The organism is Brevundimonas sp., assembly GCF_041648115.1.
Lineage (GTDB): Bacteria > Pseudomonadota > Alphaproteobacteria > Caulobacterales > Caulobacteraceae > Brevundimonas.
Genome location: NZ_JBAZPR010000005.1, coordinates 1 through 21,805 on the forward strand (window position 1 = coordinate 1; position 21,805 = coordinate 21,805).

The 21,805-nt window shown below is 67.3% G+C and carries 18 protein-coding genes and 1 riboswitch; of the genes, 10 read left to right on the forward strand and 8 right to left on the reverse strand.

Going from position 1 to position 21,805, the window contains the following annotated elements:
* Positions 1–251 precede the first annotated feature (251 nt).
* The 3 genes from WC597_RS05505 to WC597_RS05515 all read right to left on the reverse strand — a co-directional run bounded on the left by WC597_RS05505 (position 252) and on the right by WC597_RS05515 (position 3,404).
* A complete protein-coding gene (locus tag WC597_RS05505; RefSeq protein WP_372692286.1) occupies positions 252–1,184 on the reverse strand; it encodes a CPBP family intramembrane glutamic endopeptidase in 933 nt (310 codons plus the stop codon).
* A gap of 51 nt (positions 1,185–1,235) precedes the next feature.
* Entirely contained in the window at positions 1,236–2,096 is an 861-nt protein-coding gene (locus tag WC597_RS05510; protein ID WP_372692288.1) for a helix-turn-helix domain-containing protein, read from the reverse strand.
* A gap of 207 nt (positions 2,097–2,303) precedes the next feature.
* Positions 2,304–3,404, reverse strand: coding sequence for a phytase (locus WC597_RS05515; protein ID WP_372692290.1), 1,101 nt, complete (start codon positions 3,402–3,404; stop codon positions 2,304–2,306).
* 244 nt (positions 3,405–3,648) lie between these two features.
* Here WC597_RS05515 and WC597_RS05520 point away from each other — a divergent pair, with 244 nt between their 5' ends.
* Together WC597_RS05520 and lpdA are read left to right on the forward strand one after the other, a co-directional pair.
* Entirely contained in the window at positions 3,649–6,537 is a 2,889-nt protein-coding gene (locus WC597_RS05520; RefSeq protein WP_372692291.1) for a TonB-dependent receptor, read from the forward strand.
* A gap of 262 nt (positions 6,538–6,799) precedes the next feature.
* Entirely contained in the window at positions 6,800–8,221 is a 1,422-nt protein-coding gene (gene lpdA / locus WC597_RS05525) for a dihydrolipoyl dehydrogenase (RefSeq protein WP_372692292.1), read from the forward strand.
* 92 nt (positions 8,222–8,313) lie between these two features.
* Here lpdA and WC597_RS05530 read toward each other — a convergent pair whose 3' ends face one another.
* Both WC597_RS05530 and mutS read right to left on the reverse strand, forming a co-directional pair.
* Positions 8,314–10,131 carry a methyl-accepting chemotaxis protein gene (locus WC597_RS05530; protein ID WP_372692294.1) on the reverse strand — a complete coding sequence of 606 codons (1,818 nt, stop codon included), beginning with the start codon at positions 10,129–10,131 and terminating at the stop codon, positions 8,314–8,316.
* A 99-nt stretch (positions 10,132–10,230) separates the two neighbouring features.
* Positions 10,231–12,924, reverse strand: a complete 2,694-nt coding sequence (gene mutS / locus WC597_RS05535) for a DNA mismatch repair protein MutS (RefSeq protein ID WP_372692295.1) — start codon at positions 12,922–12,924, stop codon at positions 10,231–10,233.
* A 50-nt stretch (positions 12,925–12,974) separates the two neighbouring features.
* Positions 12,975–13,185: riboswitch (cobalamin riboswitch) on the forward strand.
* 144 nt (positions 13,186–13,329) lie between these two features.
* Here mutS and WC597_RS05540 point away from each other — a divergent pair.
* Positions 13,330–15,153, forward strand: a complete 1,824-nt coding sequence (locus WC597_RS05540) for a TonB-dependent receptor plug domain-containing protein (RefSeq protein WP_372692296.1) — start codon at positions 13,330–13,332, stop codon at positions 15,151–15,153.
* Here the strand turns inward: WC597_RS05540 and WC597_RS05545 are convergent.
* The 3 genes from WC597_RS05545 to WC597_RS05555 all read right to left on the reverse strand — a co-directional run bounded on the left by WC597_RS05545 (position 15,137) and on the right by WC597_RS05555 (position 17,452).
* Positions 15,137–16,057 carry an aldo/keto reductase gene (locus WC597_RS05545; protein ID WP_372692297.1) on the reverse strand — a complete coding sequence of 307 codons (921 nt, stop codon included), beginning with the start codon at positions 16,055–16,057 and terminating at the stop codon, positions 15,137–15,139. The genes WC597_RS05540 and WC597_RS05545 overlap by 17 nt on opposite strands.
* Positions 16,058–16,151: 94 nt before the next feature.
* Positions 16,152–16,787, reverse strand: a complete 636-nt coding sequence (gene maiA, locus WC597_RS05550) for a maleylacetoacetate isomerase (RefSeq protein ID WP_372692299.1) — start codon at positions 16,785–16,787, stop codon at positions 16,152–16,154.
* Positions 16,784–17,452: a fumarylacetoacetate hydrolase family protein gene (locus WC597_RS05555; RefSeq protein WP_372692300.1), complete on the reverse strand. Its 669-nt coding sequence runs from the start codon at positions 17,450–17,452 to the stop codon at positions 16,784–16,786. Before WC597_RS05555 ends, maiA begins: the two co-directional genes overlap by 4 nt.
* A 136-nt stretch (positions 17,453–17,588) precedes the next feature.
* On the opposite strand from WC597_RS05555, the gene WC597_RS05560 reads away from it, so the two are divergent.
* The 7 genes from WC597_RS05560 to WC597_RS05590 all read left to right on the forward strand — a co-directional run bounded on the left by WC597_RS05560 (position 17,589) and on the right by WC597_RS05590 (position 21,805).
* Positions 17,589–17,933 carry a YqjD family protein gene (locus WC597_RS05560; protein ID WP_159848619.1) on the forward strand — a complete coding sequence of 115 codons (345 nt, stop codon included), beginning with the start codon at positions 17,589–17,591 and terminating at the stop codon, positions 17,931–17,933.
* The gene (locus WC597_RS05565; protein ID WP_372692301.1) at positions 17,933–18,343 is read left to right on the forward strand and encodes a hypothetical protein; all 411 of its coding nucleotides are present in this window, start codon (positions 17,933–17,935) and stop codon (positions 18,341–18,343) included. Before WC597_RS05560 ends, WC597_RS05565 begins: the two co-directional genes overlap by 1 nt.
* Positions 18,344–18,449: 106 nt before the next feature.
* A complete protein-coding gene (locus WC597_RS05570) occupies positions 18,450–18,632 on the forward strand; it encodes a DUF1328 domain-containing protein (protein ID WP_291538791.1) in 183 nt (60 codons plus the stop codon).
* Between the two features lie 139 nt (positions 18,633–18,771).
* Positions 18,772–19,395 (forward strand): hypothetical protein, encoded by a 624-nt coding sequence (locus tag WC597_RS05575; RefSeq protein ID WP_372692303.1) that lies wholly within the window; start codon positions 18,772–18,774, stop codon positions 19,393–19,395.
* A 2-nt stretch (positions 19,396–19,397) separates the two neighbouring features.
* Positions 19,398–19,700: a transcriptional regulator gene (locus WC597_RS05580; RefSeq protein WP_159848628.1), complete on the forward strand. Its 303-nt coding sequence runs from the start codon at positions 19,398–19,400 to the stop codon at positions 19,698–19,700.
* Between the two features lie 21 nt (positions 19,701–19,721).
* Positions 19,722–20,501: a tyrosine-protein phosphatase gene (locus WC597_RS05585; RefSeq protein WP_372692304.1), complete on the forward strand. Its 780-nt coding sequence runs from the start codon at positions 19,722–19,724 to the stop codon at positions 20,499–20,501.
* Positions 20,498–21,805 (forward strand): anthranilate synthase component I family protein, encoded by a 1,308-nt coding sequence (locus WC597_RS05590; RefSeq protein ID WP_372692305.1) that lies wholly within the window; start codon positions 20,498–20,500, stop codon positions 21,803–21,805. The genes WC597_RS05585 and WC597_RS05590 overlap by 4 nt, the downstream gene beginning before the upstream one ends.

A 21,805-nucleotide genomic window follows, 5' to 3' on the forward strand; every position in this document is an offset into this window, starting at 1 on the left:
CCGGCCTCCTGCTCGCGCAGGATCCCGATGATCTGCTCTTCCGTGAATCTTGATCGCTTCATTCTGTCCGTCCTTTCGAGGGGCGGACTCTAGCTATTCCTGGAGGAGTTTCAGGGGGTCACGTCAAGCTGTCAGCACCATCACGGGCAAGGTCAGGGTGCTGGAGAGCGCCGAACCCCTGAAGGCGAGGCCTATTCTAATCGAGGATCATGGGGTGGGGGCGAGTGTCGGGGATGCGCTTGGCCGCATCGTCAAATCTGCGCGCCCGCAGGTTTGTTGTGATCCGGTCCGACGTCTCTGCCTTTTCGTGCGATGCGCCATATAAAGAAGATGATGCCGCAGACAAGGAACAGCGTGCAGAAGATGCTTCCCTCCGGGCCATCCGCGCCACCGGTGAGAAAGTCCGTTCCGGCTGGGGCCAGCGAGACGATGAGCGCGGGCACGCCCGCGTCGAGGCCGGTGACCGGCACGTCGAAGCCGCTGGCGATTATCCAGTTCCATCCCACGTGCCACCCCATCACACCCCAGATGTTGTTGGATGAGATGGACCACGCGCTCGCGAAGAGAGCGAAAAGCAGGATGTTGCCGGTGACGAGCCAAGGCTGACCTCGGGAGAAATGGAGCAGCGTAAAGGTAAGCGACGATAACAGGACGGCAACGACAAGGTTCGCGCGGCGTGTGATGACTGAGATGAGCCATCCGCGAAAAATGATTTCTTCGATGCTGGCTTGAACGAGGAAGCCTACGAAGAGGCCAGCCATTGCGATGATTGCGCCAGAGAACTGAGCGGCCGGGAACAGTTCGCCAGGCTCGTAGGCGCCAGCCAACCAGATACAGGCTATCATTGCCGACGGCATGACGACGCCAACAACCAGGCCGCCATAGAATCCTTGCGCCGCACCGTGTCTCGTAAGACCGATTGTGCCGGCATTCCGCCGCTCGACGACGGCTATCCATGCGGCGACGGCGAGCAACCAGGTGATGAAGGATACAACCAGCATCGCCGTGAGGCCCTGGGCGCCGACGAATTCGCCTTGTGCATCCACAAAGCCGAACCGCTCAAGAAAAAGAGTGGACGGAATCTCGGTGGCGATCGCGAGGGCGATGCAGATGACGGGGGTGAGAAGCGCCCATGGAAGCCAGCCGCGCGCCGGTGATGTGCTGTAAATGGTTCTGAGGTTCATACCCGCAGACTGAAGCGGGTCGCGGTCCAGTTATAGAACGATCGTGTGCGTTCACTCCCACTGACGCAGGGCGTCGGTTTCGGGGTCGCCGCTGTTGGGCGCGCCTCTTACAGGTCTAGGACGATTGAGCCGTTGCCATTGCGCCGGCGTCAGGCCGTAGGCGCTCCGAAAGTGTCGCGTCAGGTGGCTCTGGTCAGAGAACCCGCTGGCAGCGGCGACTTCTGCAAGCGGGGTCCTGCCGTTCATCATGGTTCGCGCTGTGTCGAGGCGGCGGAAGATCAGATAGCGATATGGACTGACGCCCAGCAGCGCCCGGAATCCGCGCGAGAGCTGCCAACGATCCTGCCCGCTGACGCGTTCGAGATCATCAAGTCGGACATTGCTGTCCGGGTGAGCGTCTATGAACGCGCGCGCCAGCGCCACCGCCTGGAGATCCACGCGTCGGTGATACGTCTGTTCACTCCCAAGGTCTGACAGCGCGTCCGCGAGGTCGAGCATGGCCTGATCATACTCCAGGCCACCGAGGGCCTGATTGAGATCACCAACAAGGGCCGTGGCGGCCGCGTGCAGCCGCGCGTCGTCAGACACGCCCCCGGCAAGGAAAGGAAGGGCGCGTCCGCCGAGAGCCTCCTGCAGCGCGGATGGTGCGACGCTGGCGCTCCGGTACTGGAAGTGTCGTCCGTCCCCGGCGTGGCCGTCATGAAGCTCATCCGGATGGAGAACGACGATCTGACCGGGCAGCGAATGGCGCCGCGATCCGCGGTAGGAGAAGCTCTGCACCCCCGCGACGGTTATGGCGATGGCGTATGTGTCGTGCCGGTGTGGACCGTAGGCCGCCCCGTTGAGGGACGCTTCAAACCGCTCGAAATCACCCGGCGCCCGCACGATCCAGCTAGGTTCGTCAAACGACATGCTGCTCCAACCTCCTGACGACGTGAGTCGATGGGTGTTGGCGAAGATCATAAGGCAAAACGCACGGCCCGCAGCGGCCAAGCTGATCAGAGTCCGCATTGGGTCGAAAGCCAACACTGACCCATTGCCGACTTTTGGATATTGCGCTTAGGTTGACAGATCTGGGTCAGCCTTGCCTGTGGCTGCTGAAGAAGCGCCTAGCGGCCGTTACAACCCCAACGCCCTGCGGATGTCGCGCCAGTCCACGTATTTGAAGTTCTGCGTTCCCACATCGTTGACGTCGTCCTGGATCACGACGACGCCTTCGGGGAAGGGGCCGGCCGGGCCGCTGGCGGCGGCGAGGCCGTCGGTGCCGGTGACGCCGTCGACCGCACCGTCCACGACCTTGAACCGGCCTTTATATTGCGGCGCCGCGCCGTCGATGCGCCAGACGGGGAAGGTGGAATCGCCCTGGCTGGAGGCGATCAGGTAGCGGCCCGAGGCGTCGGTGATGGTCGTCAGGCCCTCGGCGTCGGCGACCAGGATATCCTTGGCGATGGGCTGGATCAGGGTGCGGGCCGCGCCCGACGCCGGGTTCAGGCCATAGCGCCACAGGCCGACGTTCTCCTCGTTGATATAGAGGGCGTCGGTCGCCTCGTCGGCGGCGCAGCCTTCGGAGATGGTTCCGATCTCGGCGCGGCGGACCTCGCGGGCCGTGGGCTTGCCGGCGGCGTCCACGCCCAGGACGAACTGGCGCAGTTCGCCCTCGTGCCCGACCAGGATGGCGTGGACCTCGGCCCCGCGACGCGCAAAGCAGAAGCCATAGGGTTCGATCACGTCGGTGGCGACGGCGCCCCAATAGCGCACGCCGTTCTGGCCGGTCCCGGCCGGGTCGAAGGTATAGAGCGAGATGCCCGTCTTGCCCGGCGTGCGGTCGCTGGCGCCCAGCACCACCTGCGGGCGGCCGCTGACCGACAGGCCCTCGACCACATCGACATTGTTCAGCAGGCCCTCGGGCAGGAACTGCAGGATCTGGCCGTCGAAGCCATAGATATAGAGGCCGGACTTCTTGTCCGTGCCGGCGACGAAGCCGGGGGTCTGTTGTCCCATCACCGTGACCGGCGTTGCGCCGGCCCAGACGGCGGGGTCGTCGGCGGCGTCCTGACCGGCCGTACCGACCGACGGGGTTTCGATAACGGCCTGGACCGGGGCGCCGGGGCCGACGAAGCCTTCGCCCTCGCCCTGGAAATCGACTTCCGTCGTGGCGCAGGCGGCCAGAAGCGACATTATGGCGCAGGCGGACAGCAGGCGGGTGGTCGAGCGGCGCATTCTGGTCCCCGAAATGGTCTGATGGCGTCCTGTCGTGAAGCCGCCGCCCCGGTCAACGGCGCAAGCGTGACGCTTGAGCGTCATTTCGACGACCAATGATCCGTCAAAGGATCAATCGTCGCCGTCTTGTCCGAAATTCGCGAACTCCACGTCGTGGAACCGTCGCTTACGCGTCGTCGCCAAACGTTAATCGGGCCTCCCATCGGCTGAAGCGAAACGTCGCTCGCCGAAGGGGACCTATGAGATGAAACTGAATCTGCTGATGGGCGCAGCCTTTGCGCCGATGATCCTGGCGCCGCTGGCCCTGCCTGCGCATGCCGATGTCGCCATCGCGGCTTCGGCGTCCGCCGCCGTCTCGGGCGACGTGATCTATGGCCGCGTGACCAACGCGGCCGGCGCGCCCCTGCCGGGCGCCGAGATCCTGGTGCGCGGCGCCGGCCAGCGGGCCGTCACCAATAACCAGGGCGAGTTCACCCTGCCGGCCGCCGGCGGCCAAGTGGTTCTGGACGTGAACTATCTGGGTCTGCCCTCGACCAGCCAGACGGTCATGACCACGCCGGGCGAAAGCGCCAATGTCGCCATCGTCCTGGGCGCCCGTTCCTCGACCGATATGGCGGCCACCGACGTGGCCGACGTGGTCGTGACGGGCGTCATCACCGACGGCGTCGCCCGCTCGCTGAACCAGCAGAAGAATGCGCAAGGCACAGTCAACGTCCTGTCGGCCGACGCCATCGGTCGTTATCCCGACCCCAACGTCGCCGAGTCCCTGCAACGCGTCCAGGGCATCGCCATCCAGCGCGACCAGGGCGAAGGCCGCTACATCAACGTGCGCGGCGCGCCGTCGTCCTTCACCGCCGTGTCGGTGGACGGGGTCGCCATCCCGGCCGTGTCGCCGACGACCCGCGCGGTCGACCTGGACACCCTGCCTTCGGATATCGTCTCCAGCGTCGAGGTGTCCAAGACCCTGACGCCGGCCCAGGACGCCGATTCCATCGCCGGCGCCGTGGACATCAAGACCCGCTCGCCGTTCGACAAGCGCCGCCTGACGCTCAACGGCTACGCCGGCGGCAGCTACAACGACTACGGCGGTTCGGACACCCGCGCGGGCGCGACGGCGGCCAACGTCTTCGGCCCGAACGAGACCTTCGGCGCCCTGGTGTCGGTCAGCTATTCCGAGACCAACCGCCGGCCGGACAACGTCGAGAACGGCTGGTTGCTGATCAACCGCACGCCGGCGCAGGGCGGCGGCCAGATCTGGGGCCTGGAGAACACCCTCTTCAAGGATTACGAGACCGAGCGGACCCGCAAGGCCGTGACCGGCGCCCTGGAGTGGCGCCCTACGGACGCCACGCGATTCTGGCTGCGCGGCTCCTATGCCCAGTTCCGCGACGAAGAGTTCCGCAACACGCTGAACCTGACCTATAGCGACGGCGTTCTGCAGCCCGGCTCGACCGACACCAGCGCCACCTTCACCGGCGCCCGAATCTTCAAGCAACTGCGTCACCGGACCCAGGAGAACACCATCTCCACGGTGTCGCTGGGCGGCGAACACACGTTCGGCAACGGCGCCGTTCTGGATGCGACCCTGTCATTCGCCAATAGCGAACAGACCTATCCGAACCGCGACGAGCTGGTCTATCGCTCCACCGCAGTGCCGACGATGTCCTACAACACGGCCGACCACTACCAGCCGACCTATTCGGTCTTCACCGAGCCGACGGGCTTCTATCTGAACGCCAACAACTACGCCTTCCGCGAGAACACCTTCCGTTCCAACACGACCGAGCAGGACGACGTCGCGTTCAAGACAAACTTCGAACTGCCGACGGTCATCGGCGGCCGTGAAGTCACGCTGAAGTTCGGCGCCAAATACAGCACCCGCGACGTGACGGCGGACGAGGAACGGTTCCGCGACCGGACCGCGGCGGCCAACTCGGGCGCCCTGGCGCCGCTTCTGAGCGACCGTCGCTCTGAAAACTACGACTACAATCTCGGCTTCAAGTTCGACGCGGGTCTGGCCACCGACTACTTCGACCGCGTCCGGGCCGGCTCGACCAACCCTGACCCGGCCGCCGGCGTGCGCCGCATCCCGCAGTCGATCACGGCCGACTACACCGCCAACGAGGACATCCTGTCGGGTTATGGTCAGGCCAGGTTCGACATCGGGGCGACCAACGTCCTGATCGGGCTGCGGGTCGAGAAGACGAACTTTGAAGGTTCGGCCGTCAGCGTGGCCCTGTCGGGCGTGCAGACGCCGGTGACTGTGGACCGCGACCAGACCGATTTCTTCCCGAACCTGACTCTGCGCCACAACTTCAGCGACCAACTGGTCGGGCGTTTCGCCCTGACCCGCGCCATTTCGCGTCCTGATTACACCGACATCGTGCCGCGCGTTCTGGACACGACGGACAGCGGCCGCACGACGGTGACGCGCGGCAATCCCGATCTGAAGCCGACCTTGTCGAACAACTTCGACGCCGGTCTGGAATATTATCTGCGGCCGCTGGGCGTGATCTCGGCCAACGCCTTCTATAAGGACCTGTCGAACTATCGCTTCGTGCTGGTGACGCAGGGTGCGCCCTATACGCCGTCGCCGAACGGGTTGGCCGATTTCACCGAGGCGCGCAACGCCTATGAAGGCCATCTGGCGGGCATCGAATTCAACTGGCAGCAGACGTTCGACTTCCTGCCGGGCTGGGCTTCGGGCTTCGGCGTCTTCGCCAACTACACCCTGACGGACGCGGAGATGAAAACGCGCCGCGCCTTCGGCAGCACGGCCGTTCCAGGGAGCTTCCGCGACACGTTCGCCCTGCCGGGTCAATCGGACAAGACCTATAACGCCGCCCTGTTCTACGAGCGCTACGGCTTCAGCGCCCGCATCTCCTACACGCGACGTGGCGACTTCCTGGAGGCGATCGACGCGAACAACCCTGGCAAGGATCTGTACGTCGAGGGCCGGGGTCAGCTAGACTTCACCGCCAGCTACGACTTCGGCAACGGCGTGGAAGTGTTCGGCGAGGCCAAGAACCTGACGGACTCGGCCGGCGTGCGCTATTACGGCGTCAAGGAGCGGACCTACGAGTACGAGAAGTTCGGTTACAACGTCTTCATGGGCGTGCGCTTCAAGCTGTAAGCGCGCCGACCGAACGTGATTGAAGGGGCCGGGCGGCGACGCCCGGCCCTTTTTCGTCGTCTGACCCCCTGCAATTGGTCGAAACGCGGCCCCATATGGCGGGCAGCGGTTGACCCGTGCGGGGCCAACGCCGATCAGGCTCTATTTTTAATCGAGAGCATGATTCACGCCTCTGTCGGAACCGCGAAGCGGTTCCACCAGAAACGATCATGCTCTAGTGTCCGCGCGCCTTTCCCCGCGCGCCAGAAGACCAGAGGATACCATGGCCGAAGCCACCGCCGCCTACGACGTCGTCATCATCGGCGGAGGCCCTGGCGGCTATAACGCCGCAATCCGTGCGGGCCAGCTGGGCCTGAAGGTCGCCTGCGTGGAGATGCGCGAGACCCTGGGCGGCACCTGCCTGAACGTCGGCTGCATGCCGTCCAAGGCCTTGCTGCACGCGTCGGAACTGTGGAACGCCGCCAATACCGAGTTCGCCAAGATCGGCATCGAGGTCCAGCCCAAGCTGAACCTGGACCAGATGCACACGGCCAAGGACGAGAGCGTCACCGCCCTGACCAAGGGGATCGAGTTCCTGTTCAAGAAGAACAAGGCCGACTGGATCAAGGGCAGGGGCAAGATCGTCGGAACCGGCAAGGTGGAAGTCACCGCCGCCGACGGATCGGTCCAGACGCTGGACGCCAGGAACATCGTCATCGCCACCGGCTCCGAGCCGACCCCGCTGCCGGGCGTCGCCTTCGAGGACGGCAAGGTGATCGATTCCACCGGCGCCCTGTCGCTGCCGGCCGTGCCCAAGAAGCTGATCGTGGTCGGCGCCGGCATCATCGGCCTGGAGCTGGGTTCGGTCTGGCGCCGGCTGGGCGCCGAGGTCACGGTGGTCGAGTTCCTGGACCGGATCACGCCGGGCATGGACGCCGAGGTCGCCACCGCCTTTCAGCGCACCCTGACCAAACAGGGCATGACGTTCAAACTGGGCGCCAAGGTCACGGCCGCAAAGTCGGTCAAGGACGGGGTGGAACTGACGGTCGAACCGTCGGCCGGCGGTGCGGCGGAAACGATCAAGGGCGACGTGGTCCTGGTCGCCATCGGCCGCCGTCCTTACACGGACGGCCTGGGCCTGGAGAGCGTCGGCGTGACGCCGGGCAAGCGCGGCTTCATCGACCATGACAACTTCAAGGTGGCGGGCCAGGTCAACGAGGGCGGCGTCTGGGTGATCGGCGACGTGACCCACGGCCCGATGCTGGCGCACAAGGCGGAAGAGGACGCTGTCGCCGTGATCGAAACCATCGCCGGCAAATACGGCCACGTGAATTACGCCCTGGTGCCCAGCGTGGTCTACACCTTCCCCGAAGTGGCCTGGGTCGGTCAGACCGAGGATCAGCTCAAGGCCGCGGGCGTCGCCTACAAGAAGGGCAAGTTCCCGTTCGCCGCCAACAGCCGCGCCAAGATCAACCACGAGACCGACGGCTTCGTGAAGGTGCTGGCCGACGCCGCGACCGACAAGGTGCTGGGCGTCCACATCATGGGCCCGCAGGCCGGGGAGATGATTCATGAAGCCGCCATCACCATGAGCTTCGGCGGCGCGTCGGAAGACATCGCCCGCACCTGCCACGCCCACCCGACCCGTTCGGAAGCCGTGCGCCAGGCTGCCATGGATGTCGAAGGCTGGATGATGCAGGCCTGATCCGGCGCCGCGCCGAAAGGCGCGGGGCTTCAGGTCAAGAAAAAGGCCCGGTCGCTTCGCAGCGGCCGGGCCTTTTGTCTTTCAGTGGTGCGTCAGGCGGCCCAGGCGTTCTCGCGGTCGTGGGTTTGGCGGCCGGCCTCGATGCGGAAGCGCGACACCAGTTCTGCCAGGGTCTCGGCCTCGTGGCTGAGGGCCTGGTTGGCGGCGGTGGTCTGTTCGACCATCGCAGCATTTTGTTGAGTGGTCTGGTCCATCTGGTTCACCGCGACATTGACCTCGGCCAGGCCCACCGCCTGTTCGCGGGCGGAGGCGGCGATCTCGGCGGCCAGCAGATTGATCTCCGCCACCTGGCCGATCAGGGCGGTCAGGGCGCCGCCGGTCTGGGCCACCAGGCGGGCGCCGTCGCCGACGCTGGCGCTGGAGGCGGCGATCAGGCCCTTGATCTCGCGCGCGGCGTCGGCCGAACGCTGGGCCAGGGCGCGGACCTCGGAGGCGACGACGGCGAAACCGCGACCGGCCTCGCCCGCACGGGCCGCCTCGACCCCGGCGTTCAGGGCCAGGAGGTTGGTCTGGAAGGCGATCTCGTCGATGACGCCGATGATCTCGCCGATACGGCCCGAGGTGCTCTCGATCTGGCCCATGGCCGCGGTGGTGTCGGCGATGATCCGCTCGCGCTCCTCGGCGCCGCTGCGGGCCTTGGCGGTGATGCCGGCGGCGGACTGGGCGCCCTCGGCGGTCTTCTTCACCGTGACGGTGATCTGATCCAGGGCGGCGGCGGTCTCTTCCAGGGCGGCGGCCTGCTGCTCGGTGCGGCGCGACAGGTCGTTGGTGGCGGTGGTGACCTCGGCCGTGCCGGCGCGCATGGCCCCGACCAGTTCGATGATCTCGCCCATGGTCGCCGTCAGGGTGTCGGCGGCGGCGTTGTAGTCGTCCTTCAGCTTACGGCTGCGCTCGGCGAAGGTGGTGGTGATGCGGTAGGTCAGGTCGCCGCGCGCGAGGGCGGCCAGGCCGTCGCCCAGGGCCTCCACCACGACGGCGTCCTCGGCGGCCAGGCGTTCGCGATCCGCCTCGCTGGCGACACGGGTGGCGCGGGCGGTCTCGCGCATGGTTTCGGCCTCGGTCTCTGTTTCCTTCTGGCGCACGGCGGCGTCGCGGAAGGCGATGACGGCGCGCGAGATCTGGCCGATGTCGTCGCCGCGCGCGACCCAGGGGGCGTCGAAGTCGGTGCGGCCCTGACGCAGGGATTCCATCCGGTCGCACAGGCCCTTCAGCGGCGAGAACATCCGGCGCGACACATAGAGGCAGGCGCCCACGGTCAGCAGGGCCACGACCAGGCCGCAGGCGAACAGGGCGATCATCACATGGTTCACCGAGGCCATGAAGTCGGCCTTGGGAATGCCGACATACAGGACGCCGATCGTCTCGCCGGCCGCCGTCTTGATCGGGTCGTAGGCGACGAAATAGGGTTTGCCGAGGATGTCGGCCTGGCCGCGATACGCTTTGCCGTCCTTGAGCACGGCGTCGAAGACCGGGCCGGGTTTCAGCCGGGTGCCGACCGCGCGCGCGCCGTCGTCCTTGACCACATTGGTCGTGACGCGAAGGTCGCCCATGAAGACCGTCGCGGTGCCGCCGACCAGGGTCTTCACCCGATCAACAGGGGCGGTGAAATCGTTCATCGGGGTCGAGCCGACGTAGAGCTTGCCATCGCGCGCGGTGAAGCCGTCGCCATAGTCGGCCAGCACGTCCCAGGCGACCCGCATATTGGTTTCCTGACGCTCGGCCGCTCTGGCCTCGGCGTCGCGGGTCAACAGGACGGCGGCGACCGCCATCACGGCCAGGGTCAGGGCGCCGAGGGCGGCGATAACCATCAAGGCCGTCTTGGCCGACAGGGAAAGGGCGCTGAGCTTCATCGTCTGGTCCGAGTAGAAAGGCCGGTGGAGGGGCCGAGCTTCTGACTTGCCGGAACGAGGTTAAAATTCTCACCCTATAAGGGTTGATGCGTAGTCGGCTCAGGCCAGACCCTTCAGGCGATACAAGGCTTCCAGCGCTTCGCGGGGGCTGAGGGCGTCGGGATCGACGTCCTGCATGGCCTTCTCCAGAGGCGAAGGGCCGCGCATCGGCTCCGGCTCGGCGACGGCGAACAGGGGCAGGTCGTCCAGGCGGGCGGCGGCGGCCTTTTCACCTTCCAGCCGGTTCAACACCGAGCGGGCGCGCGCGACGACGGAGGCGGGGACGCCGGCCAGTTTGGCGACCTGGACGCCATACGAACGGTCGGCCGCGCCGGGCGCAGCCTCGTGCAGGAAGACCAGTTCGCCGTTCCACTCGCGCGCGACCATGGACAGGTTGCAGACGTGGTCCAGCCGCGTCTCCAGCTGAGCCAGCTCGTGATAATGGGTGGCGAACAGGGTGCGGGCGCGATTGGTCTCGTGCAGAGCCTCGGCCGTGGCCCAGGCGATGGCCAGGCCGTCGTAGGTGGCGGTGCCGCGCCCGATCTCGTCCAGAACGACGAAGCTTTTGTGCGTCGCCTGGGTTAGGATGGCGGCGGTCTCGACCATCTCCATCATGAAGGTGGAGCGGCCGCGCGCCAGGTCGTCGCCGGCGCCGACGCGACTGAACAGCCGATCCACGACGCCCAGCCGCATCGACCGGGCGGGCACGAAGGCGCCGGCCTGGGCCAGGATCACCAGAAGCGCGTTCTGGCGCAGGAAGGTCGATTTACCCGCCATGTTCGGGCCGGTGACGATGGCGAGGCGCGATCCGTCCTGTCCCGATCCGTCCAGCCGGGCGTTGTTGGGTGTGTAGGGCGATCCTTGCGCCTTGACCGCCGCCTCGACGACGGGGTGGCGGCCGGCCTCGACGCAGAATGTCAGTGTGTCGTCCACCACGGGCCGGGTCGCGCCGACCTCCTGCGCCCATTCGGACAGGGCGGCGTGGGCGTCCAGTTCGGCTAAAGCCTCTGCCACCGCCTGCAGCGGCTGGGCCAGGCGGGCGGCCTCGCGGCGCCAGCCCTCGAAGGTCTCGCCTTCTATGGCCAGGGCGCGGTGACCGGCCTGGCTGATCCTGGCGTCCAGTTCCGACAGTTCGACGGTGGTGAAGCGCACCTGATTGGCCAGGGTCTGGCGGTGGATGAAAGGGCTGTCGGGACCGGCGCGGAACAAGGGTTCCGCCGCCTTGGCCGAGGTTTCCAGGAAATAGCCGAGGACGGCGTTGTGCTTGACCTTGAAGGGCACGCCGGATTCGGCGACGGCGCGCGCTTCCAGATCGGCGACGACGCGGCGGCTGTCGTCGCGCAGGGTGCGGGCGGCGTCCAGTTCGGGGCGATAGTCGGGGCGCACATAGCCGCCGTCGCGCGCCAGGTGCGAGGGCTCGTCCACGAGGCCGTCGATCAGATCGGCCTTCAGCCGCGACACGTCGGCAGACAGGGTCAGCCGGTCGAGCGCCGAGGCGATGCGACGCGGCTGGCCGGTCAGGGGATCGAGCTGGCCCCCCGACTGGCCGACAAACAGGCCGGCGACGCCCTCCGCGATCGACAGGCCGATGCGCACGGCCGCCAGGTCGCGCGGGCCGCCCCGACCCAGGGCCAGCCGCCCGACGGCGCGGGCGATGTCCGACGACGCCTTCAGCGCCTCGCGCAGGTCGCGCCTGAGCTCGCGCCGCTCCAGCAGCCATTCGACGGCGTCGAGCTGTTCGTTGATCGCGAGCGGATCGCGCAGGGGGCGGGATATCCGTTCGGCCAGGGCGCGGGCGCCGCCCGAGGTGACGGTGCGATCGATGCAGGCGAGCAGCGAGCCCTCGCGCTCGCCGCGCTGTGTGCGGTCGATCTCCAGACTGGTTCGCGTCGCCGGGTCGATGGCGAGAAAGCCGCTCTCGCCCAGACGGCGCGGCGGGGCCAGGGCGGGGACCTTGCCGGCCTGGGTCGTCTCCAGATAAGCGGCGATCAGGCCGAGCGCGGAGATCTCCGCCTCCTCGAAGGCGCCGAAACCGTCCAGCGCGGAGACGCCGTAAAGCCGTTCGACCCGCACGCGTGCGGCCTGCGGCTCGGCGATGGCGCTGGCCAGCGCCTGGACCACGCCGCCCGAACCGTCCAGCGCGTCGCGCGTCGCCTCGTCCGAATACATCCGGTCGGTGACCAGGACCTCCGACGGGCGGAACGCGGCGAGGGCCGCGCCCAGGTCCTCTAGCGAACAGGCGACGGAATCCACAGCGCCGGACGACAGTTCGACCACGGCGACCGCCGCCCGACCTTTGCGCACCGCGACCGCCGCCAGGCGATTGGCGCCGCGCGCGTCCAGCAGGCTGTCCTCGGTCAGGGTGCCGGGCGTCACCACCCGGACTACGCCGCGATGGACCACGGCCTTGCCGCCGCGCTTTTTGGCCTCGGCGGGGTCTTCCAGCTGTTCGCAGATGGCGACCTTATGGCCCTTGCGGATCAGGCGGGCGAGGTAGCCCTCCATCGAATTGACCGGCACCCCGGCCATGGGGATGTCCTCGCCCTGGTGCTTGCCTCGCTTGGTTAGGGCGATGCCCAGGGCGGCGGCCGCGACCTCGGCGTCCTTGAAGAACAGCTCGTAGAAGTCGCCCATGCGGAAGAAGAGGATGGCGTCCGGCTGACCCGCCTTGGCCGTCAGATATTGCGCCATGAACGGCGTGGCACCCTCCAGCGAAGCGGCGATTTCGGGCGGGTGGGTGACGGGCGCGTTCATGTGGCGACAGGGTGACGGATCGCGCCCGGCGGCTCAAGGCCGTTGAACGGCCCTTGCACAGGCTTGTCGCCCCTGCGATAGGCCGCGCCAGGCGGTTTAGGGAACACGGTGAGACACCGTGGCTGTGCCCGCAACTGTAGGCGGCGAGAGCGTCGTCCGTCCGGGGTCTGATCACCTCGGCGCCACTGGGAAACTGGGAAGGCGAGGACGGCGTTTTTTGACCCGCAAGCCAGGAAACCTGGCCGCCAACGTCGCTCGTCGCTGTCCGGGACCAGGCAGAGGCGCGGGACTATCTCGTCGCAGCGACCCGACCTTGCGCCGTCCAGACCCTCGGTCTGGCGGGTCGGCTCGCTTTGAACGGTCTCTCGCGCGCATTCGCGGGACCGGAAACGGGGATCTCGCTCAATGAAGCGTTCCATTCTTCTCTCGACGGCCGCGATCGCGGCCGCCTTCGCCGCACCCGCATTTGCTGACGACACGACCCAGCTTGACGAAGTCGTCGTCACCGCCACCCGCATCCCGGCCATTGTCGCCGACACGCCCGGCGCCCGCGTCATCGACGGCGCGACCATCGAAAAGCGCGGCGCGATCTTCGCCGCCGACATCCTGGCCGACGTGCCGGGCCTGTCGGTCACCCGCTCGGGCGCTTTCGGCGGCGTGGCTCAGGTGCGTATGCGCGGCGCGACGCCCGGCAAGACCCTGGTCCTGGTGGACGGGGCGCCGGTCAACGATGCGGCCGAGCCCAACGGCGCCTATGACTTCTCCAGTTTCGAGCTGGCCGACATCGAGCGCATCGAAGTGCTCAGCGGCCCGCAGTCGTCGCTGTGGGGCTCCGACGCCATCGGCGGCGTGATTTCCTTCACGACCAAGGAGATCGACGGCCTGCGCGCCGAAGCCGAAGCCGGAAGCTTCGACACGGTGCGTGGCCGTGTGTCGGCCGGCGTCGCCAACGAGACCTACGCCTTCAGCGCCTATGTTTCGCGCTTCGACACCGACGGCATCTCCGCCGCCGATGAGGCCGACGGCAATCCCGAGGCCGACGGCTTCCGCAGCACGACCCTGGGCGCCAAGGGCCGTTACGCCTTCTCGGACCTGGTCAAGGTCGATGGCTCGGTGCGCTGGAATAAAAGCAAGGCCGACCTGGACGGTTTCCCGGCGCCGAACTTCTCGCTGGCCGACACCGACGACACGCAGGAAAGCGAGCAGTGGTCGGGCTTTGGCCGGGTGACCGCCAAGGCGTTCGGCCTGAACCATCAGTTCAGCGTCTCGGCGTCGGACATCGACCGCAGCTCGGTCAGCGGCGGCTTCGGCTCGACCTTTACCGGCGACCGCCAGGCCTATCGCTGGCAGGCCAACGGCGCGACGCAGGACATCGACTATGCGTTCGGCGTCGAACGCAACGAGGCGTCGGCGGCTCTGTCGTCGGGCCTGTCGCGCGACCTGTCGATCACCTCGGTGTTCGGCGTGGCCCAGTATGATGTCGGGGCGCTGAACCTGACCGGCGGCCTGCGTTACGATGACACCGACGATTTCGGCTCCAAGACGACGGGCCGGGTTTCGGCCGCCTATGATCTGGCCGGTGGTTTCATCCTGTCGGGCGCATACGGCACCGGCTTCAAGTCGCCGACCGTCAGCCAGGCGGTGTGCGACTTCTGCTTCGCACCGCTGCCCTATCCCGAACTGAAGCCGGAAACGGCCGACAGCGTCGAGATCGCCCTGGGCTGGGCCTCGGCCGACGGCCGGTTCGATGGCCGCGCGACCCTGTATCGCCTGAACGTCGAGGACCAGATCACCTATACGGCCGGCCGTTACATCAACGTCGCCAAGACCCGTTCGGACGGGTTCGAGCTGGAAGGCCGCGCCCTGCTTGGCGCCGGTTTCGACCTGACGCTGGCCTATGCCTGGACCGACGCCGAGGACCGTACGACGGGCGCTCGCCTGTTGCGCGTGCCGGAACACGCCGGTTCGGCGACCCTGGGCTGGACCGGCGACCGGGTCTCGGGCGCGCTGACGGTGCGGGCCGAGGGCGACCAGGACGACAGCGGCGGCTTCTCGACTGTGGCCCGCGAGGGCTTCGTCACGGCCAACTTGAACGCAGCCTATGAACTGACCGACCAGGTCACCCTGACGGCCCGGATCGAGAACCTGGCCGACGAACACTATCAGCAGGTGTTCGGTTACGGAGAGCCGGGACGTTCCGGCTATGTCGGGATCAGGCTGCGCTACTGATCCGGGCGCGGGCGCCGGCGGTGAAGGCCGCCGGCGCTTCGAGCGCCAGAGACGCCCAGTCCAGGTTCGGACAGGGGGCGTGGGCGGCGGCCAGGATGGCGCGCAGTTCGGCGGCGGAAGCGACGCTGGCCACCACCTTGTCCACGCCTTTCAGCGCCAGGGCGTAGCCCAGGGCCGCCTGCATCGGGTCACAACGTTGTTCGGCCAGACGACGGCGCGTGCGCGAAAGGGCCTGGGCGTGGCTGGCCAGTTCGACCGGCAGATCGTCGCCGCCCGCGAACAGCAGGCCGCCGGCGAAGACCGAAGACAGATGAACGGATGCACCCGTATCGGCGATGGCTTCCAGCACGCCGTCCTGGGCGGCGCGTTGGTCCAGCAGGCTGCACGGCACCTGAACCACATCGGCTTCGAGACGGCGCGCCAGCAGGGCGGGACCGTCCTCCAGCGTGGCGCAGAAACCGATGCGGCGATAAAGACCGCGATCCTTGAGGCTGCGGGCGCGATCCCACAGGGCGCGACCCTCGGCGCCGGCCAAGTCAGCGGCGTTGGAAATCAGCAGCACGTCGCCGCGCGGCAGACCCATACGTTCCAATGAGCGGCGGGCGCGGGCCTCGACCCGGTCCACACCTTCGCTGATCGGCACGGTCCGCACCGTCACCTGGAAGGGCGACGGGAAGGGCCAGGCCTGACCCAGCAGGCGCTCGCCGTCGCCCTCGGGGCGGGTGGCGATCAGTTTGACGCCGGCGTCGGCCCCCGTTTGCAGCAGAAAACGCATGGCCTCTTCGCGGGCGCCGGACGGCGCGCTCATGAAGGCGCCGGGCGCGCGTTCGGGCTCTGTCACCACGGCGAGGGCCAGGCGATGGATGGGCGACGACGCCGAAGGTGTGGCGGGGGAATACGACACGCCCGCAATATGAGCCGCAATGCTTAAGGGACGCTGAGCGAGACCTTAAGCGAACCCTACTTATCCACCGCTGATATGCGCAATCAGGCGAAAATCAGGCATCCGCGTCGGGCTGACGATCCGGGTGGGCCGAGACGAAGGCGGGGTGCGCCTCGGCGGTCGCCTCGATGGCCAGAAGGCGGGGCCAAGGCGACAGGTCCATGTTGAACCGCCGTGCCGAATAAAGCTGTGGAATCAAATAGCAATCGGCCAGCGTCGGCGCATCGCCGAAGCACCAGGCGCCGCCGTGGCGGGCGATCAAAGCCTCCAGCGCGTCGAACCCCGGCGCGATCCACCCGGCGGCCCAGGCGTCCACGGTCGCCTGATCGGCGTCGAAATTCGACCGCAAGGCCTTCAGCACCCGCAGGTTGTTCAGCGGGTGAATGTCGCAGCCGATCAGGGCGGCCATGGCGCGCACGGCCGCGCGGTCATTTGCGCCTGTGGGCAACAGGGAGGGCTCGGGGTGGGTTTCCTCCAGCCATTCCAGGATGGCCGGGCTCTGGGTGACGATCAGGTCGCCGTCTTGCAGAGCGGGGACCATGCCCTGCGGGTTCAGCGCCAGATAGTCGGCCGTCTTCTGCTCGCCCTTGCGCAGGTCGTGGGCGGAGAGGTCGTACCCCAGCCCTTTCAGATACAGGGCGATGCGGACGCGGTAGCTGGCGCCCGAACGCCAATAGCCGTGCAGGATCATGGCTGGATCTCGAAGCTGAGCGTCTCCAGACCCTCGACGGTCACGACCACACGGTCGCCGGGGCTTACCGGACCGACGCCGGAAGGCGTGCCGGTGAAGATCAGGTCGCCGGGCTGAAGCGACCACAGAGCCTGCGCCGCCTCGACGATGCGGTCGGGGTTCAGGATCATGTCGTCCAGCGCGCCCGCCTGCTTGACCTCGCCGTTGACGCTGAGGCCGATGGCGCCGGCGGGATGGGGCAGGGCGCCCAAGGTTATGGGGCCGCACGGCGCGGACTGGTCGAACCCCTTGGCGGCGTCCCACGGCCGGCCGGCGGTCTTGGCCTCGGCCTGGAGATCGCGGCGAGTCAGGTCGCAGCCGACGGCCCAGCCGATGATGGCGACCCCGCCTTTACCGTCCGGCCCGATAGCCGCGACCAGTTCGGCTTCGTAATGCAGGTTCGCCGTCGCCGACGGATAGGCGGGGTTCGCCCCGTCCGACACTACGGCGTCGCCGGGCTTGGCGAAGAAGAAGGGCGTCTGCTTGTCGGGGTCCGACCCCATCTCGCGCGCATGGGCGGCGTAGTTCTGGCCCACGCACAGGATGCGACGGACGGGAAACCGCTGGTCCGATCCGACGATCGGCAGCGAAGGGGCGGGACGGGGCGGGAACAGCCATTGGGTCATGCGACCGTTCTAGTGCGGCGAAAAGCCCGTGGCGAGGGCGCAGGCGGGCGCCCATCTGTTGGAACCTCGTTCGGAGTGTGGCGTTGCCAGACGGGGTTCTCTATTCTACCGCCAAGCTTTCAACGGAGCGCGCATCATGGCCACCACCAAGGCCCGAGAAGACATCAAGGCCGACCTGAAGACCCTCAAGGAGGATCTGAAGACCGGCGCCCGCGAGGAAACTCAGCGCCTGCGCGAGAAGGCCGCCGAGGCCGAAGCCAAGCTGCGCGCCAAGAGCGACGAAGTCCGCGACCAGGCTCGCGGCTACTACGACGAAGCCCGCGTAAAGGGCCGCGAATATTACGACGACGCCGCCGAACGCTTCGACGAGGCGCAACGCTATGTCGTCGAGCGCGTGCAGGAGCGTCCGCTTCAGTCCACCGCGGTGGCTCTGGGCGTTGGTGTCATCCTGGGCATGCTACTGGCCGGCCGTCGCCGCTGATGTTCAAGGGCATCGTCAAAAAGCTGGTGGCGACGGCCGTCGTCGCCGCCAGCGTGTTTCTGGCCGTCGTCTTTCTTGGCGTATCCATCTTCTATGCGCTCAGCCTCAAGCTGACGCCGTTGGGCGCCGCGGCCGTGACCTTCGGCCTGTTCGCCCTGGTCGCCCTGATTGTCGCCGTCGTCTTCCTGAAGGGCGACAAGCACGACGAGGACGACGAAGAGGAAGAGCCGGAAGGCTTGCTGGGCAAGGTGATCCATATCGTGCGCGAGCGGCCCATCGTTGGCGCCGTGGGCGGTCTGGGTGCGGCCTTCCTCCTGCTGCGCAATCCGGCTCTGGCGGCCATCGTCGCCAGCATGGTCGCGGACCGCAAGATGGACCAGGGCGGCTACAAGAGCCGTCGCCGTCGATAAGGCGCCCGAACGAGGGAACGGCCAAGCCGCCACGACGTTGATGCAACGGACCGACGAACGGCTCTAGGGTCGCCGACGGCAACATCAACTCAGGAGAGCTAAACCCATGATGCGTTGGGCAATTATCTTCCTGGTCGTGGCCTTGGTCGCGGCCGTTCTCGGCTTCGGCGGCATTGCGAACTTCTCGTTCGAAATCGCCAAATTCGTCGCCGTTGTCGCCATCATCCTGTTCGTCATCGCCCTCGTGGCCGGCGGACTTCGCGGACGCGGCGGCGCCCCCCGACTATAACGGGCGAGACAATCAGATTGAGGGGCGGGACTTCGGTTCCGCCCCTTTTTCTATGCACCAAGGCGATGTCGAGAAAGAACTTTACAACACAAAGTTTGTGGACGATGCTTCCGCCATCGGATTTGAGGAGGAGAGACCCATGACCCGCGAGACCCAGGCCATTCAGGACGACATCGCCTATATGCGCAGCCTCGCGCACGAGGGCCGCCATGCGCCGCTGCTGGCGGGACCGATCCTGGTTACGGCCGCCATCGTTTTCGGCGCCGCCAACATTGGCCAGTGGGCCATTCAGGCGGGAATAATCCAGGTCAATCCATGGGTGCAGCTGTGGCTCTGGATCGCCTCTGGCGTCGTCTTCGCCATCGGGTTGACGGTGTTGATCGGACGCATGAAGGGCAAGCCGGGTATCAACTCGGCTGGCAACAAGGCGGTCAGCGCGGCTTGGTCCGGCGTTGGCTATGGCATCTTCGTCACCTGGCTGGCGCTGATGGCTCTATCGTTCAAGACCGGGAATTGGTCGTGGATGGCGGTGATGCCCACGACCGTGCTGGTCGCCTATGGCTCGGCTTGGATGATCGGTGCGGCGATGACGAAGACGCGCTGGATGTCGTTCACGGCCCTGGCGGCCTATGCCGGCGCGGTCGCGGTGGCCTGGTTCATCGAAAGCCCGGCGATCTATCTGGTGTTCACGGCCGTCCTGATGGCCGTCGCCCTGGTTCCAGGGGTCATCCTGATGCGCCAGGAACCGTCGGAGGTGGTCTGAACATGGCCGATGATTTCGACATCAGCCGGATCGACGATGTCATCCATGGGCGCATTCGGCTGGGGATCATGGCCTATCTGTCGGGCGCGGGGACGGCTGATTTCACCAGCCTGAAAGCCCGATTGCAGACCACGGACGGCAATCTGTCGGTCCATCTGCGCAAGCTGGAAGAGGCGGGTTTCGTCGCCGTGACCAAGAGTTTCAAGGGCCGAAAGCCCCTGACCGAGGCCAGCCTGACCGACCAGGGGCGCGACGCCTTCGTCGCCTATCTCGACGCGATGGCGGGCCTGCTGCCAGATCGGTGAAATCAAGCTAGAAGCGCGGGCATGACCACCCGTCTTCACGCCTTCGAGGCCATCGACAACTTCCGTGACTATGGCGACTACGCCACGACGGCCGGGCGGCGCGTGCAGCCCGGCCGTCTGTTGCGCTCCGCCCACCATGCGCGGGCCAGCGATGCGGATCTGGAGCGGCTGCGGCGGCTGGACATCGGGGCCGTGGTCGATCTGCGTCGCCCCGGCGAGCGGCGCGATCAGCCGTCGCGTCGGCCGGAGGGTTTCACCGGCCTGGTGATCGAAGGCGGCGTCGACGACGGGGCCGAGGCGCCGCATATCGCCTTCCTGAAGACTGCGGATTTGACGCCGGATTCGGGGCGTCGGTTCATGGAAGCCACCTATCGGACCCTGCCGTTCGATTCGTCGCATCAGGATGTCTTCGCCCGCTATTTCCAAGCTCTGGCCGATCAGGACCGGGCGGTGGTGATCCATTGCGCGGCGGGCAAGGATCGGACGGGTTTCCTCGCCGCCCTGACCCATAACCTGTTGGGCGTGTCCCGCGACGACATGATCGAGGACTATCTGCTGACCAATACGGCGGTCGATCTGGCCGGACGCGCGCCCGGCATCGCCAGGCAGTTGCACAAGATGACGGGGCGTATCGCGTCCGACGACGCCGTCGTCGCCTTCCTGGGCGTCGAGGCCGCCTATCTGGAGGCCGCGTTCGCCGAGGTCGAGGCGCGGCATGGGTCGGTTGACGCCTATCTGAGCGACGCCCTGGGCGTCGATGCGGCCCGGCGCGACCGGATCGTGGAGCAGCTGTCGGCGTGAGCGAGGTTTTCAACCACGTCGTGGTGCGCGATGCGCCGTGGACGCAGCCGGTCGCGGTCGCGGCGGGACTGGGCGGCGGTGACGGCGCGCTGGCCCTGTTGTCGGACGGCGGGCCGGGCGGGCGCTGGTCCCACGTCGCCACGGCGCCGGATCGCGTCCTGGTCGGTCCTGTGGATGACGGAGCGCCGTTTCAGGCGCTGAGAGATCCGGCGTTCGGCGCGGGCGTGGTGGGGCTGGCGGCCTATGACGCCGGCGCGCGCCCGGCGACCGGGCGGCGGGAGACGACCTGGCCGGACCTGATGCTGGCCCGCTATCCGGCCCTGCTGACCTTCGACCACCATAGACTGTCGGTGCAAGCCGTCGGGCGAGGAACGACGGTCGAGGCGGCAGGGGCGGCGGCGGATCTGGCGATGAGTTGGCTGGCTGAGGCTCGCGTGGTCGCGCCGCCGTCTGCGCCGGCCGAAACCTTCGACGCCGAAGCGCCGGCCGAGGCCTATCGCGCCGCCGTATCGGACGTGGTTCAGCGGATCGCGGCGGGCGAGCTGTTCCAGGCCAATATCGCGCGGGCCTGGGCCGGCGCGTTGAAGGCGGACGCCGATCCTTTCGACGTCTTTTTGCATCTGCAACAGGATCGGGCCTCGGCGTTCGGGGCCTATTGGCGGATCGGGGAGCGGGCGCTGGTGTCCAACTCGCCCGAGCTGTTCATCGCCTTCGACGCCGCCAGCCGCCGCATCGAGGCGCGCCCGATCAAGGGCACTCGCCCGCGCGCCGTCGATCCGGCTCAAGACAAAGCCTTGGCGGATGAGTTGCAGGCCAGCGCCAAGGACCGCGCCGAGAACCTGATGATCGTCGACCTGATGCGCAACGACCTGGCGCGGGTGTCACAGCCGGGATCCGTGCGCGTCGAGACCCTGTTCGAGATCGAGCGCCATCCAACCGTGCATCACCTCGTCTCGACGGTGACCGCACGGGCAGCGGCCGGCGTCGGCCCCGCCGACCTGCTGGAGGCGACCTTCCCGCCGGGTTCGATCACCGGCGCGCCCAAGCATCAGGCCATGAAGGTGATCGCGACGCATGAGCCGCCGCGCGGCCCGTGGTGCGGATCGCTGTTCCTGATCGGGGAGAGCGGCGCCCTGACGGCCTCGGTCCTGATCCGAACGGCCGGTTTCGAACGATCGGACGGCGTCTGGCGCTTCCGAACCCTGGCCGGCGCCGGCATCGTCGCCGACAGCGATCCGGCTGCCGAGGAAGCTGAGACCGACGTCAAGATTTCAGCGATGCGCGACGCCTTGATCGGGCCTTAG